Consider the following 16,425-nt stretch of genomic DNA (forward strand, 5'->3'; position numbering starts at 1 on the left):
GCCCGCCCGTCAGCCGGTGGCGAGCTTGGCGGCGAAGCCCAGGAAGAGGACGCCCGCCGCCGAGGTGGCCCCGGCCGAGAGCCGCTTGCGGCGGCGGAAGGCCGCCGACAGCCGGGTCCCGGTGAATATCAGCGTCGACAGGTACAGGAAGCTCGCCAGCTGCGACAGCGCCCCCAGCAGCAGGAACGACAGCGCGGGGTAGGCGTACCCCGGGTCCACGAACTGCACGAAGAACGAGAGCAGGAACAAGATCGCCTTCGGGTTGAACAGGCTCACCACCAGCGCCCGCCGGTACGGGCGCTCGCCCGGCACCTCCGGCTCGGCCAGGGCCTCCTCCTGCCGGGCCGCCCGGTCGCGCCACATGCCCCACGCGGCCCGCATCATGCCGAGCGCGAGCCACGCCAGGTATCCGGCCCCGAGGAACTTGACCAGGGTGAACACCACCGGGCTGGCCTTGAGCAGCGCCCCGGCCCCGGCGGCGGTGAGGACCATGAGGACGGTGTCACCGGTGAACACCCCGCAGGCGGCCTTGTACCCCTCGCGGACCCCCTTGCGCGCGGCGACCGACAGCACGTAGAGGGAGTTCGGCCCCGGCAGGAGGACGATGAGGACGAGGCCGGCGAGATAGGTCGGCAGATCGGTGACACCCAGCATGGGAGGGAGTGTTTCACGCCGTCCGAACGCCCGGTATCCGTGGTGCGGCCCGTGGAAGCAAGGTCACAGGGTCAGAAGGCGTCCGCGGGGACGTACGTGCCCCACACCTCCCGCAGCGCCCCGCACACCTCCCCCACGGTGGCCCGGGCCCGCAGCGCCTCCTTCATCGGGTAGAGGACGTTCACCGAGGCGTCGGCGGCCGCCGCCCGGAGCCCGTCCAGCGCCGCCGACACCGCCGCCCCGTCGCGTCCCGCGCGCAGCCGCGCCAGCGCCTCGCACTGGCGCGCCTCGATGGCCGGGTCCACCCGCAGCGGCTCGTACCGCTCCTCCTCGGCGAGCGCGAACCGGTTGACGCCGACCACGACCCGTTCGCCCGCCTCCTGCTCCCGCGCGAGGCGGTACGCGTTCCGTTCGATCTCGCCCTTCTGGAACCCGGCCTCGATCGCGGCCACCGCTCCGCCCAGGTCCTCCACGCGCCGCATGAGCGCGAGTACGGCCTCCTCCAGTTCGTCCGTCATCCGCTCCACCGCGTACGACCCCGCGAAGGGGTCCGCCGTGTGCGGTACGTCCGTCTCGTGGGCGAGCACCTGCTGGGTGCGCAGCGCGAGCCGCGCCGACTTCTCCGTGGGCAGCGCGATCGCCTCGTCGAAGGCGTTGGTGTGCAGGGACTGGGTGCCGCCCAGTACCGCGGCCAGCGCCTGGACGGCCACCCGTACGAGGTTCAGTTCGGGCTGCTGCGCGGTCAGCTGGACCCCGGCGGTCTGGGTGTGGAAGCGCAGCATCAGCGACTTCGGGTCCCGGGCCCCGAACTCCTCGCGCATCACCCGCGCCCAGATCCGCCGGGCGGCACGGAACTTGGCGACCTCCTCCAGCAGGGTGGTCCGGGCGACGAAGAAGAAGGACAGCCGGGGGGCGAAGTCGTCGACCGGCATGCCCGCGGCCAGTGCGGTACGGACGTACGCGATCGCGTCGGCCAGGGTGAAGGCGATCTCCTGCGCGGGCGAGGCCCCTGCCTCCGCCATGTGGTAGCCCGAGATGGAGATGGTGTTCCACTTCGGGATCTCGGCCCGGCAGTAGCGGAAGACGTCCGCCGTCAGCCGCAGGGACGGACCGGGCGGGAAGATGTACGTCCCGCGCGCGACGTACTCCTTGAGTACGTCGTTCTGGATCGTCCCGGTGAGCCGGTCGGCCGCGATGCCCTCCTCTTCGGCCACGAGCTGGTACATCAGCAGCAGCAGCGCCGCCGGGGCGTTGATGGTCATGGAGGTCGAGACCCGGTCCAAGGGGATCCCGTGGAAGAGCAGCCGCATGTCCTCGACGGAGTCGACGGCGACGCCGACCTTGCCGACCTCGCCGTGGGCGAGCGGTGCGTCGGAGTCGTGTCCCATCTGGGTCGGCAGGTCGAAGGCCACCGACAGGCCGGTGCCGCCGCCCTCGATCAGGGCCCGGTAGCGGGCGTTGGACTCGGCGGCGGTGCCGAAGCCCGCGTACTGGCGCATCGTCCAGGGCCGTCCGGTGTACATCGTGGGATAGACCCCGCGGGTGTAGGGGTAGTCCCCCGGTGCGCCGAGGCTCGTGGCCGGATCCCAGTCCGCCAGGGCCTCGGGGCCGTAGACCGGCTCGATGGGGATTCCGCTTTCGGTACGTGCTGGGGGACGAACCATGACCACTCCTCCGTGGTGGCGGCCGGCCGGGGGTCACCGCCCGGACCCCGCCGCGACGGGCGCTGGTCACAATGGCGCAACATCGCGGAGGCGTCCGCAACTGTCCACGCCCGTCACGCATCACCTACATACACAACGGAGAACAAACGGGGGACGCCATGAACCGCCAGAGAGCCATAGTCCGCACGCTGGGAATCGCCACCGCCGTCGCGCTCGCCGCGACCGCTTGCGGGCCGCAGAAGTCGGGGGCCGCCGGTTCCCCGTCCTCGGCCGCATCCGCGCCCACGGCGGTCGCTTCACCCTCGGAGTCCGCCACCGACGACGGCAAGGCCGCCTCTCCGTCGGCGTCGGCCTCCTCTTCGACGTCCGCTTCCCCTTCCGCGTCGGCTCCGCAGTCGCCCGGCGTCAAGCCGATCATGGCCAACGGTGACGAGAGCGACCAGATCCGCGAACTCCAGGCACGGCTGCGCCAGCTCAAGCTGATGTCGGTGGCGCCGACCGGCTTCTACGGTTCGAAGACGACCGCGGCCGTCCGTACCTTCCAGTCCGGGCACGGCCTGGAGGCGACGGGCTCGGTGGACGCGGCGACCTGGAAGAAGATCGAGGGCGCCAGCAAGAAGCCGACCGAGGACGAACTCCGTCCGCCGACCACCAACGAGGTGGACGCCCCGGACCCGCGCTGCATGCACGGCCGGGTCATGTGCATCAGCAAGGAGAGCCGCACCCTCGCCTGGATGATCGACGGCAAGATCGTCTCCACGATGGACGTGCGCTTCGGGTCGGAGAACACGCCGACGCGCGAGGGCGAGTTCAAGGTGGAGTGGAAGGCCAAGGACTGGGTGTCGACGATCTACCACACGCCGATGCCCTACTCGATGTTCTTCAGCGAGGGCCAGGCGGTGCACTACTCGTCGGACTTCGCCGCCCGCGGTTACGCCGGGGCCTCGCACGGCTGTGTGAACGTTCGGGACAAGGGGAAGCTGTCGTCCCTGTTCGACCAGGTCCAGGTCGGCGACAAGGTCGTCGTCTACTGGTGAGGACGGTGACCCGGGCCGGGACCGACCGCTTCGGCCGGGGTCTGCGTAGAGGGCGCGGGCGGGGCCGGGGGAACGTGCCCCGCCCGCGCCGGTTGCGCAGAGCCCAGGGGTACGGGGGGAACCCCGGCTCATGCGCGGCCGATGACCAGTCGGCTCGTTATGTACTGCGCCGCCGGGTCGGAAAGTGTTACACCCGGGTGTGGCGGTGTCCGTCAGGCCGGCGTGCGGAAGCCCAGCGCCCCGCCCGGGAGCAGGGTCGGCGCCGGCAGGACGCCTCCCTTGTCACCGCCGGGGGTGCTCGCGCCGGGGCCGGCCGAGCCGCTCTTGGTGGTGCCGCCGGGCCCGTCGAGCAGGTCCGCGCAGTAGTGCGGGATCTGCGCCACGGTCTTGGCGAGCTTGATCAGCTTCTCCCGCCGGTCGCCGGTGAGCCGGCCCGCGCGGTAGTCGCCGCACAGGTCCTTCCCCTGGAGCCGCAGCTCCCCGTCCTTCTTGTCCTTGTCCCTGTCGCCACCGTCGGTGGAGCTGCCGTCGGTGGCGCCGGACGTGCCGCCGGTGAAGTCGTTGCGGCCGCCGGAGCCGTCCGTGCCCGTGCCGGCGGTGCCGGTGCCCGCCGGGCCCGGGGTGGAGCCGGGGACGCCGGGGTCCTTGCGCCCCTCCGTGCCCGGGAGCCGCGAGGCGCCCGGGGAGGGTGCGGCGCCCTCGCGGTCCCGAAGCGGGGTCGGCTGCGGGCCGGGCGTGGGGGCCGTGACGTCGCCGGACGGTGTCGGATCCGCGTCGGCGCTGACCGAGACGGCCGGCCCCGGAGCAGCGGAATCGTGGGTGGAGCCGTCCAGCAGGCCGCTGGCCGCCGCCGCGAGGCCGCCGACCGCGACGCTCGCCAGTGCGGCCGCGAGACCGAAGCGCAGCGGGGCGGACCGGCGCCGCTGCGCGGGTGTCCGTACGAGCGGTGCGGGCGACAGGTCGATGAGGGGTTCGCGGGCGTCAGCCGCCGCGTGCGGATCCACGTCCGTGAGCCTCGCGGGGGCGGCGTGGAACGTGCGGAAGGCGGCCAGCGCGGCGGCCTCGCCGGGCAGCTCCCGCCCGGCGGGCGCCGGGGCCAGTGCCGCGAGGGCAGCGCGCAGCCGTGCGGCGTCGGCCCGGGCCTGCTCGTCGGCGTCCGGCCCGACCGGCGGTTCGCCGCGCAGCAGTCGTTCCGCCGCGGCTCTGTCCAGCCACCTGTTGCGCTCGTCGGCCATCACATGTCCTTCTGCGTCCGCCAACGTGAATGCGTCACACCGGTTTGTTCCACGAGGCCCGCGCCCCGGCCGCGCTGCGCCGGTACGGCGTCGAGATCGCGCACGCCCGCGCCGCTCCGTGGCGGGCTCCCGGCATTATGACCGAAAGGGAGGGCCGCTCCGGTGTCCACCGCGTCCCGGCCGGCGCCGCCGTTCCCGTCCGCGGCGGCCGCGAGCTCCGTGCCCAGCAGTTCCGCCAGCTTCTTGAGTCCCCGATGGGCTGCGGTGCGTACGGCGCCGGGCCGCTTGCCGAGCGTCTCGGCGGCGCTCTTCGCGTCCAGGCCTACGACGACGCGCAGGACGACGGCCTCGGCCTGGTCCTGCGGCAGCTGCGCTATCAGCGCCATGGTCGAGCTGGTCGAGAGCGACTCCATCGCCGCGACCGCGGTGTCGCTGTCGGCGGCATGGCCGGTGAGTTCGCTGTCGTCCCCGCCGATGGCGGGGCGGCGGCCGCGCATGCGGATGTGGTCGAGGGCCCGGTTGCGGGCGATCCGGGCGGCCCAGCCCCGGAACCGGTCGGCGTCGCCGGTGAAGGAGTCGAGGTCGCGGGCGATCTGCAGCCAGGCCTCGGACGTGACGTCCTCCGCGTCGCCGTCGCCGACGAGCGTGCGTACGTATCCGAGCAGGCGCGGGTGCACGGCGCGGTACACAGTACGGAACGCGTTCTCGTCGCCGTCTTGTGCCGCGAGCACCGCGGCGGTCAGCTCCGCGTCGTCCCCCAGCAAAGTCCCCAACCCGTTCACTGTCCTGTACGTGTGGCGCAAATCCGCACGTTACGGCTTTCAAGTACGTCTCGTCCACGCGTTGTACAACCAGCAACCAACCCTGTGCGGAGCGGGGTGTGACAGAAAACGCATCCGGGGCGCTGACATGAGTACGGGCTTGTCGCACGAGCCCGTGTCGGACGGCGACCGGGGCCTCTCCTGTGGGGGGTGGCGGCCTCGGTCGTCTTCCCCTGTTCGTCCTGGTCATGCATGCCAGGCGTCATCCTTTCGGCTCACTTCCGGGTGAAATCCGCGAATCGGCACGCCACACGGTGCCCGGCATCGCTAGCGTGGCGGTACACCCGCGCCGCGCCCCGAGGAGCCCCCCGCTGTCCAGCCACTTTCCGGCACAGGCCAAAGGGAGCACCTCCTTGGGGGCCCCTCCCGGAGGGAGCCCGGGGGAGAAGTCTCGGGGAAGCTCCGGCGTTCCGGTACCCACAAGCGACCACGGCTCGGGGCTCGCCCGGTTCAACTCCCTGCCGCACGACACGGCCCAGACGGCCCTGCTGCACTGCTGCGGCAGCGGGCGCTGGGCCCACCGGCTGGCCACCCACCGCCCCTACCCCGACCGCGCCGCGCTGCTGGCGGCGGCGGACGAGGCCTCGTACGACCTCTCGCAGAGCGACCTGACGGGCGCGCTGGCCCGCGAGTGCTCGGCGGAACTGGGGCACGGCGCGCCGTACGCCGCGCTCCTCGCGCTGGACGCGGCGCGGGCGGAGTACGAACGGACCTTCGGCCACGCCTTCGTGATCTGCCTGGACGGGCATCCGCCGGAGGAGCGGGCGGACGTGCTGCTGGCCGCGATCCGGCGGCGGATGGCCCACGAGACGGACGAGGAGCGGGCGATCTCGGCGGACGAGCTGCGGCGCCTCGCGCAGGCCCGGCTCGTGCGGCTGCTGGACCGGCTGCCGGCCCTCATGACCGGGCCGGTCCCGCCCGACGGTCCGCCGGCGGCTGATTTCGGGCTATTTGCCCCTGTGGGATAGCCCGTCCGTGCCTGTTTGATCACACCGATGGACCCGGCGCAAGGGAACCGACAAAGCGTCGCTACGATGTCCGGGGCCGGTGGACCGTACCCGGCCGGGCCCGACCGACAAAGAAGCCGGCTGGCCCCCGCCCCGCTTCCGGAGGGTTTTCCGTGCCGGCTGGAACGTTGTACCGCGGCCGGGAAGGAATGTGGTCCTGGGTGGCTCATCGAGTCACCGGCGTCCTCATCTTCTTCTTCCTGTTCGTACACGTCCTCGACACCGCTCTCGTCCGCGTCTCCCCCGAGGCGTACGACGATGTCGTGGCTACCTATAAGACTCCGATCGTCGCGCTGCTGGAGTACGGCCTAGTGGCCGCCATCCTCTTCCACGCGCTCAACGGTCTGCGTGTGATCGCCGTGGACTTCTGGTCCAAGGGCCCCCGTTACCAGAAGACGATGTTCTGGTGGGTCGGGGGCATCTGGATCGTGCTGATGGCCGGAGCTGTTTACCCGGTCCTGCACCACGCCTACCTCGAACTGTTCGGGAAGTGACACGCATGTCTTCTGACACTTCTTCCGCCCAGGCCATCGGCGCCGTAGAGGGCGTCTCCCTCTACGACGTCGAGAACCCGGCGCCGTACATCGAGGCCCCGCGCAAGCGCACCGGCAAGACGCCGCGCTCGACCCGCGGCAACTTCGAGATGGCCGCGTGGCTCTTCATGCGCCTGTCGGGCATCGTCCTGGTGGTGCTGGTCATCGGCCACCTGCTCATCCAGCTGGTGCTGGACGGCGGCGTCACCAAGATCGGTTTCGCCTTCGTGGCGGGCCGCTGGGCGTCCCCGTTCTGGCAGGTCTGGGACCTGCTGATGCTGTGGCTGGCCATGCTGCACGGCTCCAACGGTCTGCGTACGGTCATCAACGACTACGCGGAACGCCCGGGCACGCGGCTGTGGCTGAAGGGCCTGCTCTACACCGCCACGGTGTTCACCATCCTTCTGGGCACGCTGGTGATCTTCACCTTCGACCCGAACATCCGCTAGGCACGGGCTGAGGCGAATCGACTCATGAAGATCCACAAGTACGACACCGTCATCGTCGGCGCCGGTGGCGCCGGCATGCGCGCCGCCATCGAGGCGACGAAGCGCAGCCGCACCGCCGTGCTGACGAAGCTCTACCCCACCCGCTCCCACACGGGCGCCGCGCAGGGCGGCATGGCCGCCGCGCTCGCCAACGTGGAGGACGACAACTGGGAGTGGCACACCTTCGACACGGTCAAGGGCGGTGACTACCTGGTCGACCAGGACGCCGCCGAGATCCTGGCGAAGGAGGCCATCGACGCGGTCCTCGACCTGGAGAAGATGGGCCTGCCGTTCAACCGCACCCCGGACGGCACCATCGACCAGCGCCGCTTCGGCGGCCACTCCCGCAACCACGGCGAGGCGCCGGTCCGCCGGTCCTGCTACGCCGCGGACCGCACCGGACACATGATCCTCCAGACGCTGTACCAGAACTGCGTCAAGGAGGGCGTGGAGTTCTTCAACGAGTTCTACGTCCTGGACCAGCTCCTGGTCGAGGAGGACGGCGTCAAGAAGTCGGCCGGCGTGGTCGCGTACGAGCTCGCCACCGGCGAGATCCACGTGTTCCAGGCGAAGTCCGTCATCTACGCCTCCGGCGGCACCGGCAAGTTCTTCAAGGTGACCTCCAACGCGCACACCCTCACGGGTGACGGCCAGGCGGCCTGCTACCGCCGCGGCCTGCCGCTGGAGGACATGGAGTTCTTCCAGTTCCACCCGACGGGCATCTGGCGCATGGGCATCCTGCTGACGGAGGGCGCCCGTGGTGAGGGCGGCATCCTCCGCAACAAGGACGGCGAGCGCTTCATGGAGAAGTACGCGCCGGTCATGAAGGACCTCGCGTCCCGTGACGTCGTCTCGCGCTCCATCTACACCGAGATCCGCGAGGGCCGCGGCTGCGGTCCGGCCGGTGACCACGTGTACCTGGACCTGACGCACCTGCCGCCGGAGCAGCTCGACGCGAAGCTCCCGGACATCACCGAGTTCGCGCGTACGTACCTTGGCATCGAGCCGTACACGGACCCGATCCCGATCCAGCCCACCGCGCACTACGCCATGGGCGGCATCCCGACCAACGTCGAGGGTGAGGTCCTGGCGGACAACACCACCGTCGTCCCGGGCCTGTACGCGGCCGGCGAGGTCGCCTGTGTCTCCGTGCACGGCGCGAACCGTCTGGGCACCAACTCGCTGCTGGACATCAACGTCTTCGGCAAGCGCTCGGGCATCGCCGCGGCCGAGTACGCGCACGAGAACGACTACGTCGAGCTGCCCGAGAACCCGGCGCAGCAGGTCATCGACCTGGTCGAGCGGCTGCGTTCCTCCACGGGCAACGAGCGGGTCGCGGACCTGCGCCTGGAGCTCCAGGAGACGATGGACGCGTGCGTGATGGTGTTCCGTACGGAGCAGACCATCAAGACCGCGGTCGAGAAGATCGCGGAACTGCGCGAGCGCTACAAGAACGTGTCCGTCCAGGACAAGGGCAAGCGCTTCAACACGGACCTGCTGGAAGCCATCGAGCTGGGCAACCTGCTCGACCTGGCTGAGGTCATGGCCGTGTCCGCGCTGGCGCGCAAGGAGTCCCGCGGCGGTCACTACCGCGAGGACTACCCGAACCGCGACGACGTCAACTTCATGCGCCACACCATGGCGTACCGCGAGGTCGGCGACGACGGTAAGGACAGCGTCCGGCTGGACTACAAGCCCGTCGTCGTCACCCGCTACCAGCCGATGGAGCGTAAGTACTGATGGCCACCCCGACCCTGTCCAAGACGGACGCGATGGAGGCCGCGGCCGCGGCCTCGCCCTTCATCACGGTCACGTTCCGGATCCGCCGCTTCAACCCCGAGATCTCGGACGAGGCGCAGTGGCAGGACTTCCAGATCGAGATCGACCCGAAGGAGCGCGTGCTCGACGGTCTCCACAAGATCAAGTGGGACCTCGACGGCACGCTGACCTTCCGCCGCTCGTGCGCGCACGGCATCTGCGGCTCCGACGCGATGCGGATCAACGGCAAGAACAGGCTCGCCTGCAAGACGCTGATCAAGGACATCAACCCGGAGAAGCCCATCACCGTCGAGGCCATCAAGGGCCTCACGGTGATGAAGGACCTCGTGGTCGACATGGAGCCCTTCTTCCAGGCCTACCGCGACGTCATGCCGTTCCTGGTGACGACGGGCAACGAGCCGACGCGCGAGCGCCTGCAGTCCGCCGAGGACCGCGAGCGCTTCGACGACACCACCAAGTGCATCCTGTGCGCCGCGTGCACGTCCTCGTGCCCGGTGTTCTGGAACGACGGCCAGTACTTCGGCCCGGCGGCGATCGTCAACGCGCACCGCTTCATCTTCGACTCGCGTGACGAGGCCGGCGAGCAGCGGCTGGAGATCCTGAACGACAAGGACGGCGTGTGGCGCTGCCGCACGACCTTCAACTGCACCGACGCGTGCCCGCGTGGCATCGAGGTCACGAAGGCCATCCAGGAAGTCAAGCGGGCGCTGATCACCCGCCGCTTCTGATCCTTTGACGCGCCGGACTCCGTCCGGCGGTCCCGGCTGAGACCGCCGGCCGTCTGAGGCCCGTGCCCCCTTGAGGGGGTGCGGGCCTTTGCCGTTGCCGAAGCGAGGGCGTGGACGGCCCCTCGGTGGGCCCGTCGTAGTGCTGCCGCATTCCGCCTCGAACCGCACCCTCCACCACCCTTGAACCTGTTCAAAAAGAGGACTAGAGTCAGCGACGTCAGCAGTTGAACACGTTCAAAGGGGCTGGGCCATGGATCTCACCGTGGTTGCGTACGTCATCTACCTGGTCATCAGCATCGGGCTCACCGTCTGGGTCGCCCGGACCCTGACGCGCAACGGGCGGGTCTTCATCGCCGATGTGCTCCAGGGCAACGAGAAGCTCGCCGACGCCGTGAACCACCTGCTGGTCGTCGGGTTCTACCTGGTGAACATCGGCTTCGTGACCCTCTACCTGCGCTCGGCCGACACCATCCAGGAGGCCCGGGGGCTGTTCGAGGCGCTCTCGGTGAAGCTCGGCGTCGTCCTGCTCGTGCTCGGCGTGATGCACCTCGGCAACGTGTGGGTGCTCAACAAGATGCGCCGCCGCGGCATCATGGAGCGCCAGCAGACCCCGCCGGTCGCCCCCCAGGGGTGGACCGCCCCGGCCGGGGCCTGAGCCCCCGTGGCCGGCGCGACCGCACCGATCCGGCACCTGACCGTGCTCTACGACGCGCACTGCCCGCTGTGCGTGCACATCCGGCACTGGCTCCTCGGACAGCGGTGGCTCGTGCCGCTGCGGCTGGTCCCCGCCGGATCGTACGGGGCCCGGCAGCGGTTCCCCGGCCTGGACCACGCGGCGACGCTGCGCCGGATCACCGTGGTCGGGGACACCGGCCAGATCTGGACCGGCACCGACGCCTTCATCGTGTGCCTGTGGGCCCTGGCCGAGCACCGGCCGAGGGCCAACTGGCTGGCCACCCCCGCGGGCCGCCCCTTCGCCCGCGCCGCCATGTACACCGCCTCCGCCTGGCGGGCCGCGGTCCGTACCAACGGCGGTGCGGGGGCGGAAGAACCGGCCTGTGACGACCACTGCGCCGTACCCCGATAGGGTCGTACACCGTGACCGACCAGAAGGCTCCGAAGAGCGAACAGACCCGCACCCTCATCCTCGAAACCGCCCTCCGCCTGTTCCAGGAGCGCGGGTTCGACAAGACGACGATGCGGGTCATCGCCAAGGAGGCGGGGGTCTCGGTCGGCAACGCGTACTACTACTTCGCTTCGAAGGAACACCTGGTCCAGGGGTTCTACGACCGGATCGGCGCCGCCCACCAGGCGGCGGTCCGGCCGATCCTGGACAACGAGAGCGACTTGCAGAAGCGGCTGGCGGGCGTCCTGACCAGCTGGCTGGACATCGCGGCCCCGTACCACGAGTTCGCCTCGCAGTTCTTCAAGAACGCCGCCGACCCGGAGAGCCCGCTCAGCCCCTTCTCGCCCGAATCGGAACCCGCGCGCAAGGCGGCGATCGACATGCACCGCGAGGTGCTGGCGGGCGCGAAGACGAAGGTACCGGAGGAACTGGCCGACGTACTGCCCGAGCTGATGTGGCTCTCGCAGATGGGGCTGGTCCTGTACTGGGTCTTCGACCGCTCACCGGACAGCGAGAAGACCCGCCGGCTCGCCGAGCGCGGCGCGCAGCTCACGACGCGGGGCATCGTCCTCGCCCGGTTCCGGGTGCTGCGGCCGCTGGTGCGCGAGGTGCACGAACTGTTCGCGGACTTCCTGCCGGGCATGGCCCAGACCGCGGTCTCCCGCAAGAAGCGCGCCTCCGACCCGTATCCGGAGGAGACGTCCTAGTCCGCGGGAGTCACGGTCCGCGGGAGTCCTGGTCCGCGGGAGACGGCAGGGACGGCCTGAGGCCGTCTCTTCCTAGAGCCAGTTGAGTTCCGACAGGCGCCACACGCCCGTCCCGTCGGACAGGTACTGCGCTCCCCCGACGGCCTCGCGGGACATCACGTAGTCCTTCTTCTGCCAGATCGGCAGGATCGGGACCTGCTGCGAGACCAGCTTCTGGAGCTCGCGGAAGTCGGGGGCCGCCTCGCCCCGGGTCGAGTGGCCGCGGGTGCGGGCGATCAGGTCGTCCACGGCCTTGTCGGAGTAGCCGTTGTTCATGCTGGAGCCGGTGGCGACGAGCGGCGCGAGGAAGTTGTCCGCGTCCGGGAAGTCGGCGATCCACCCCAGGGTGTAGGCGTCGAACTCGCCGGCCGCGTACTGCTTCTGGTAGTCCTGGAACGTGGCGACCGTCTTGATCTTCAACTGGAACAGGCCGGTCGCCGACAGCTGCTTGGCGATCGCGTCGGCCTCCTGCACGTTGGCGCCCCGCTCGTTGACACCCAGGGTCAGCGAGACGGGCGTGGTGATCCCGGCGTCCTTGAGGATCTTCTTCGCCGCCGCCTCGTCGGGCTTGGGGTAGGTGTCGAAGAACGGCGTGCTGTGCCCGGCGACTCCGGCCGGCACGAGCGAGTAGAGCGGGGTGACCGTGCCCTTGTGGATGTCGGCGGCCAGCTTGGAGCGGTCCAGCAGGGCGGCGATGGCCTGGCGCACGGCGGGCCGGGCGGTGGCCGATCCGGGCCGCACGTTGAAGATCATGATGCGGGTCTCGGTACCGCCGGAGACCTGGTAGCGGGTGTCCTGCAGGCCGGGGCCGAGGCCGGCGAGCACCTCGGGCGGCATGTCGCGGTGGGCGACGTCGATCTTCCGGTCCGTCCAGGCCTTGTTGAGTTCCGCGGAGCCCTTGAAGTACTTGACGGTGACGCCCGCGAGGGCCGGCTTGGCCTGGCCCTTGTACGTCGGGTTGGGCCTCAGCTCGGCGCTCGCGCCGGCCTCGTAGCCGGCGAGGGTGAAGGGGCCCGAGCCGTCGACCTTGTCCCCCTCGCGCAGGGCCTTGGCCGGGTACGCGTCCTTGTCGACGATCGAGGCCGCGCCCGTCGCGATCTTGAAGGGGAAGGTGGCGTCGGGAGCCTTGAGGGTGAAGGTGACGGTGCCGCCGTCGGCCTTGACCGACGCCAGGGTGTCGAAGAGCGAGGCCGGACCCTGGTCGGCGTTGATCGCCTTGATCCGGTCGAAGGAGTACTTGACGTCCTCGGCGGTGACGGCACGCCCGTTGGAGAACTTCACCTCCGGACGGAGGCGGCACTGGTACGTGGTGAGCTGCTGCCCGACGAACGCGCAGTCGGAGGCCGCGTCCGGTACCGGCGTGTCCGAGCCGGGCTTGATGGTCAGCAGCGACTGGTAGACGTTGCTGAACAGGGCCCAGGACCCCGCGTCGTACGCCCCGGCCGGGTCGAGGCTGGAGACCGAATCGCTGGTGCCGACCCTGATCGCGCCGCGGCCTTCGCCGTCGGGCAGGAGCTGCCAGGCCGCGATGCCCGCGGCCGCCGCGAGGACGAGACCGGCCGCAATGACCCCAGGTCTGACAGACCCCATCCTCTGACCCCGCAATTCACGTTAGGCGCACCGATTATCGGTCAGCCAATCACGGAATATCAGCCACCGGAAGGCCCGCGATGCCTGCTCAAGCCTGGTATGAGGCGAGTTCGACCACAGTGATGTCCGACGGAGCGCCCACCCGGACGGGCGGTCCCCAGGCACCCGCTCCGCGCGACACGTACAGCTGTGTGTCCCCGTAGCGTTCGAGTCCGGCGACGGTGGGGTTGGCGAGTTCGGCGATGTAGTTGCCCGGCCAGAGCTGGCCCCCGTGGGTGTGGCCGGAGAGCTGGAGGTCGACGCCGTGCCGGACGGCGTCGTGGATGACGATCGGCTGGTGGGCCAGGAGCACGGCGGTCCGGCTGCGGTCGCGGTCGCCGAGGGCCGCCTGGAAGTCGGGGCCGTGGCCCTCGCCCTCCCCCTGGACGTCGTTGACCCCGGCGAGGTCGAAGTACGGCAGGGCGCGGCGGGCGTTCTCCAGCGGCTGGAGGCCGAGCTCGCGCACGTGGTCGATCCACTGCTGCGCGCCGGAGAAGTACTCGTGGTTGCCGGTGACGAAGAAGGAGCCGTGCCGGGCCCTGAGTCCGCGCAGCGGTTCGGCGGCCGGGCCGAGGTCGTGCACGTTGCCGTCCACGAGGTCGCCGACGACGGCGATGAGGTCGGGCTGGGTGCGGTTGACGGTCTCCACGATGCGGGCGGTGTGCGCCCGGCCGAGGATCGGGCCGAGGTGGACGTCGCTGACGACCGCGATCCGGAAGCCGTGCGCCGCGCGGGGCAGCCGGGCGAGGGGCACCTGCACGCGCTTGACGCGCGGGCCGCGCAGCACCCCGTACGTCCCGGCGCCGACGGTGGCGAGGGCCGCGGCCGCCGCGGCCCCGCCGACGGTACGGGCGACGAACCGCCGCCGGGTGAAGTCGACGGGGGCGGGAGCGGGGGCGGCCTCCGGCCCGGACCCCGGCGGGGACGACGGCTCCGGCCCGGGCTCCGGGGACACGGCGGCCGGTACGGGCGCCGGCACCGGCGCGGGCGTACGCGCCGCGGTCCGGCGCAGCCACAGCCGGCGCACCGGCTCGGCCACCAGCATCGCCATCGTCAGGTACAGCAGCACCGCCAGCCACATGAACCCCGGCCAGGCCACCGCGCGCTGGAGCCAGAACGGCGCCCCCGCGTGCCCCGCCACCAGCGCCGTGACCGCGAGCACCGGCAGGGCGAAGGCGAGCACGGTCCCCGCCCTGCGCGCGGGACCACCCGGTCGGGTGGTGTCACGGACCAGCCGGGCCCACAGCCACCGGTGCACCAGGGCCAACAGGAGCAGCACCGCGAGCGCGACCACCGCGAGGACGAATACGGTCATCGTGACTCACGCCGCAGCGCCCGCACACCACGCAACCCGATCACCCCAACGGCCGTCCCCAGGAGAAAGGACGTGACCGCGAGGAGAAGGTGGACCCAGAAGTACGCCGTAGGGTCCCCGGCCGCGTCGAAGGACAGGCCGCTTCCGTTCTTCCACAGATTCCGGACGAAGGTCACCCAGATGAACCAGCTCCACACTCCGAAGGCGAGCAGGAACCAGGAGGCGGCGCGGCTGAGTTTCATGCCCTCAGTATCGGTTTCCTCGCCCGTACCGACGCGCCGGGGTGGGCTGTACCGGCGTCGGATGCGGCGGGTTGACCTCCGCGCGGCTGCCGTCAGCCCATCGGGATGTACTTTCACCTGCGTGTCTGCCAAGAAGACCGCCCTGACGGTCCTTTCCGCCGCACTCCTGGTCCCCGCGATGCTCTCGGCGCCCGCACACGCCCGCCCGGCGGTTCCGTCGGCGCCGCCGGCGGACGGGAAGGGCAAGCTTCCCAGGTCCGCCGCACCGCCCTCGTCGATGTCCAGCGTCGGCGGCGCCGCGCTGGGGCAGCCCGGCACCCAGGTGAACCTGCTGCCCGGGGCCCCGGCCCTGCCGGCGAACCTCACGGGGCGGTCCTGGATCGTGGCGGACGCCGACACCGGCGAGGTGCTGGCCGCGCACAACGCGCACTGGCGGCTCCCGCCGGCCTCCACGATGAAGATGCTGTTCGCGGACACGGTGCTGCCGACCCTGCCCAAGGACCAGGTGCACAAGGTGACCGAGGAGGAGATGGCCGACGTCGGCGCGGGCAGCAGTCTGGTCGGGGTCAAGGAGGACGCCGAGTACACCGTCCACGACCTGTGGCTCGGGGTCTTCCTCCGTTCGGGCAACGACGCGGTGCACGTGCTGTCGGCGATGAACGGCGGCATCGAGAAGACCGTCAAGGACATGCAGGCGCACGCCGAGGAGCTCCAGGCCCTCGACACCCACGTGGTCTCCCCCGACGGGTACGACGCCCCCGGCCAGGTGTCGAGCGCCTACGACCTGACCCTCATCGCCCGCTCCGGGCTCCAGAAGAAGGACTTCCGGGAGTACTGCGGCACTGCGAGCGCGCAGTTCCCCGGTGGCCGGCAGCTGGGCAAGGCGCGCGACTCCTTCGAGATCCAGAACACCAACCGGCTGATGACCGGCGCGGGCGGCATCTCCCCCTACAAGGGCATCGCCGGGGTGAAGAACGGCAACACCAGCATGGCCGGTTCCACCTTCACCGGCGTGGCGAAGCGCGGCGAGAAGAGCCTGCTGGTCACGGTGATGGACCCGGGCGCCGGTGGGATCAACTCGGTGTACGAGGAGACCGCAGAACTCTTCGACTGGGGCTTCTCGGCGGTCGGGAAGGTCAAGCCGGTCGGTGAGCTGGTGCCGCCGAAGAGTGCGGACACCAAGTCGAAGGGGGCGCCCGCCCTGTCGCACGAGCAGAGCCGGGCGGCGGCCGGCGGTGACCCGGGCGACAGCGGGCTCGGTACCGCGCTGGGCATCGCGGGCGGGGCGCTGGCCGCGCTGGCGGGCGGCGCGTTCGCCTTCAACCGGCGGTGGCCGCTCGGCCGGCGCGGGCGCCGGCCGGCGGACGAGGAGCTGTTGTAGGGACGGGGAGCCGGTATAGGGACGGGGAGCCGGTGTCGGG

17 protein-coding genes are annotated in these 16,425 nt (G+C 70.8%); 10 read left to right on the top strand and 7 right to left on the bottom strand.

What is annotated here, in order from left to right; translation table 11 throughout:
* Nucleotides 1–9 precede the first annotated feature (9 nt).
* Together leuE and OG861_RS12365 are read right to left on the bottom strand one after the other, a co-directional pair.
* Nucleotides 10–654, bottom strand: a complete 645-nt coding sequence (gene leuE / locus OG861_RS12360; protein WP_329197700.1) for a leucine efflux protein LeuE — start codon at nt 652–654, stop codon at nt 10–12.
* 71 nt (nt 655–725) lie between these two features.
* Nucleotides 726–2,318 (bottom strand): acyl-CoA mutase large subunit family protein, encoded by a 1,593-nt coding sequence (locus tag OG861_RS12365; protein ID WP_329197699.1) that lies wholly within the window; start codon nt 2,316–2,318, stop codon nt 726–728.
* Nucleotides 2,319–2,476: 158 nt separating this feature from the next.
* Between OG861_RS12365 and OG861_RS12370 the strand changes: the two genes are divergently transcribed.
* A complete protein-coding gene (locus OG861_RS12370; protein WP_329197698.1) occupies nt 2,477–3,355 on the top strand; it encodes a L,D-transpeptidase family protein in 879 nt (292 codons plus the stop codon).
* A gap of 212 nt (nt 3,356–3,567) precedes the next feature.
* On the opposite strand, the gene OG861_RS12375 is transcribed toward OG861_RS12370, so the two are convergent.
* The gene (locus OG861_RS12375; RefSeq protein WP_329197696.1) at nt 3,568–4,590 is read right to left on the bottom strand and encodes a hypothetical protein; all 1,023 of its coding nucleotides are present in this window, start codon (nt 4,588–4,590) and stop codon (nt 3,568–3,570) included.
* Nucleotides 4,590–5,354 carry an RNA polymerase sigma factor gene (locus OG861_RS12380; RefSeq protein ID WP_329202389.1) on the bottom strand — a complete coding sequence of 255 codons (765 nt, stop codon included), beginning with the start codon at nt 5,352–5,354 and terminating at the stop codon, nt 4,590–4,592. Before OG861_RS12380 ends, OG861_RS12375 begins: the two co-directional genes overlap by 1 nt.
* Before the next feature lie 410 nt (nt 5,355–5,764).
* On the opposite strand from OG861_RS12380, the gene OG861_RS12385 reads away from it, so the two are divergent.
* The 8 genes from OG861_RS12385 to OG861_RS12420 all read left to right on the top strand — a co-directional run bounded on the left by OG861_RS12385 (nt 5,765) and on the right by OG861_RS12420 (nt 11,779).
* Entirely contained in the window at nt 5,765–6,379 is a 615-nt protein-coding gene (locus OG861_RS12385; RefSeq protein WP_329197695.1) for a 2-oxo-4-hydroxy-4-carboxy-5-ureidoimidazoline decarboxylase, read from the top strand.
* A 152-nt stretch (nt 6,380–6,531) separates the two neighbouring features.
* Entirely contained in the window at nt 6,532–6,912 is a 381-nt protein-coding gene (gene sdhC / locus OG861_RS12390; protein WP_329197694.1) for a succinate dehydrogenase, cytochrome b556 subunit, read from the top strand.
* Between the two features lie 5 nt (nt 6,913–6,917).
* Nucleotides 6,918–7,400: a succinate dehydrogenase hydrophobic membrane anchor subunit gene (locus OG861_RS12395; RefSeq protein ID WP_190183100.1), complete on the top strand. Its 483-nt coding sequence runs from the start codon at nt 6,918–6,920 to the stop codon at nt 7,398–7,400.
* 24 nt (nt 7,401–7,424) lie between these two features.
* Nucleotides 7,425–9,179, top strand: a complete 1,755-nt coding sequence (gene sdhA, locus OG861_RS12400) for a succinate dehydrogenase flavoprotein subunit (protein ID WP_329197690.1) — start codon at nt 7,425–7,427, stop codon at nt 9,177–9,179.
* Nucleotides 9,179–9,946, top strand: coding sequence for a succinate dehydrogenase iron-sulfur subunit (locus OG861_RS12405; RefSeq protein WP_329197689.1), 768 nt, complete (start codon nt 9,179–9,181; stop codon nt 9,944–9,946). Before sdhA ends, OG861_RS12405 begins: the two co-directional genes overlap by 1 nt.
* A 250-nt stretch (nt 9,947–10,196) precedes the next feature.
* On the top strand, nt 10,197–10,601 hold the full coding sequence (locus OG861_RS12410; protein ID WP_329197687.1) for a hypothetical protein: 405 nt from the start codon (nt 10,197–10,199) through the stop codon (nt 10,599–10,601).
* A gap of 6 nt (nt 10,602–10,607) precedes the next feature.
* Nucleotides 10,608–11,033, top strand: a complete 426-nt coding sequence (locus OG861_RS12415) for a thiol-disulfide oxidoreductase DCC family protein (RefSeq protein ID WP_329197685.1) — start codon at nt 10,608–10,610, stop codon at nt 11,031–11,033.
* Nucleotides 11,034–11,044: 11 nt separating this feature from the next.
* Nucleotides 11,045–11,779: a TetR family transcriptional regulator gene (locus tag OG861_RS12420; RefSeq protein WP_329197683.1), complete on the top strand. Its 735-nt coding sequence runs from the start codon at nt 11,045–11,047 to the stop codon at nt 11,777–11,779.
* Nucleotides 11,780–11,851: 72 nt separating this feature from the next.
* Here the strand turns inward: OG861_RS12420 and OG861_RS12425 are convergent, their stop codons facing one another.
* The 3 genes from OG861_RS12425 to OG861_RS12435 form a co-directional block, all read right to left on the bottom strand.
* The gene (locus OG861_RS12425) at nt 11,852–13,408 is read right to left on the bottom strand and encodes an ABC transporter substrate-binding protein (protein ID WP_329197681.1); all 1,557 of its coding nucleotides are present in this window, start codon (nt 13,406–13,408) and stop codon (nt 11,852–11,854) included.
* An 88-nt stretch (nt 13,409–13,496) separates the two neighbouring features.
* Complete coding sequence (locus OG861_RS12430; RefSeq protein ID WP_329197679.1) at nt 13,497–14,762, bottom strand: metallophosphoesterase; 1,266 nt, start codon at nt 14,760–14,762, stop codon at nt 13,497–13,499.
* Nucleotides 14,759–15,004 (bottom strand): SCO4848 family membrane protein, encoded by a 246-nt coding sequence (locus tag OG861_RS12435; RefSeq protein WP_136217236.1) that lies wholly within the window; start codon nt 15,002–15,004, stop codon nt 14,759–14,761. The genes OG861_RS12430 and OG861_RS12435 overlap by 4 nt, the downstream gene beginning before the upstream one ends.
* 121 nt (nt 15,005–15,125) lie before the next feature.
* Between OG861_RS12435 and OG861_RS12440 the strand changes: the two genes are divergently transcribed.
* The gene (locus OG861_RS12440; protein ID WP_329197676.1) at nt 15,126–16,385 is read left to right on the top strand and encodes a D-alanyl-D-alanine carboxypeptidase family protein; all 1,260 of its coding nucleotides are present in this window, start codon (nt 15,126–15,128) and stop codon (nt 16,383–16,385) included.
* Nucleotides 16,386–16,425 lie beyond the last annotated feature (40 nt).

The organism is Streptomyces sp. NBC_00539, from assembly GCF_036346105.1.
In the GTDB taxonomy this organism is placed as follows: domain Bacteria; phylum Actinomycetota; class Actinomycetes; order Streptomycetales; family Streptomycetaceae; genus Streptomyces.

What these genes read in the sequence shown, in the direction of transcription:
- OG861_RS12395 (WP_190183100.1), top strand. Translation starts at nt 6,918, where the DNA reads ATGTCTTCTGACACTTCTTCCGCCCAGGCCATCGGCGCCGTAGAGGGC.
- OG861_RS12365 (WP_329197699.1), bottom strand. Translation starts at nt 2,318, where the DNA reads ATGGTTCGTCCCCCAGCACGTACCGAAAGCGGAATCCCCATCGAGCCG.
- OG861_RS12405 (WP_329197689.1), top strand. Translation starts at nt 9,179, where the DNA reads ATGGCCACCCCGACCCTGTCCAAGACGGACGCGATGGAGGCCGCGGCC.
- sdhA (WP_329197690.1), top strand. Translation starts at nt 7,425, where the DNA reads ATGAAGATCCACAAGTACGACACCGTCATCGTCGGCGCCGGTGGCGCC.
- leuE (WP_329197700.1), bottom strand. Translation starts at nt 654, where the DNA reads ATGCTGGGTGTCACCGATCTGCCGACCTATCTCGCCGGCCTCGTCCTC.
- OG861_RS12370 (WP_329197698.1), top strand. Translation starts at nt 2,477, where the DNA reads ATGAACCGCCAGAGAGCCATAGTCCGCACGCTGGGAATCGCCACCGCC.
- OG861_RS12410 (WP_329197687.1), top strand. Translation starts at nt 10,197, where the DNA reads ATGGATCTCACCGTGGTTGCGTACGTCATCTACCTGGTCATCAGCATC.
- OG861_RS12425 (WP_329197681.1), bottom strand. Translation starts at nt 13,408, where the DNA reads ATGGGGTCTGTCAGACCTGGGGTCATTGCGGCCGGTCTCGTCCTCGCG.
- OG861_RS12435 (WP_136217236.1), bottom strand. Translation starts at nt 15,004, where the DNA reads ATGAAACTCAGCCGCGCCGCCTCCTGGTTCCTGCTCGCCTTCGGAGTG.
- OG861_RS12430 (WP_329197679.1), bottom strand. Translation starts at nt 14,762, where the DNA reads ATGACCGTATTCGTCCTCGCGGTGGTCGCGCTCGCGGTGCTGCTCCTG.
- OG861_RS12375 (WP_329197696.1), bottom strand. Translation starts at nt 4,590, where the DNA reads ATGGCCGACGAGCGCAACAGGTGGCTGGACAGAGCCGCGGCGGAACGA.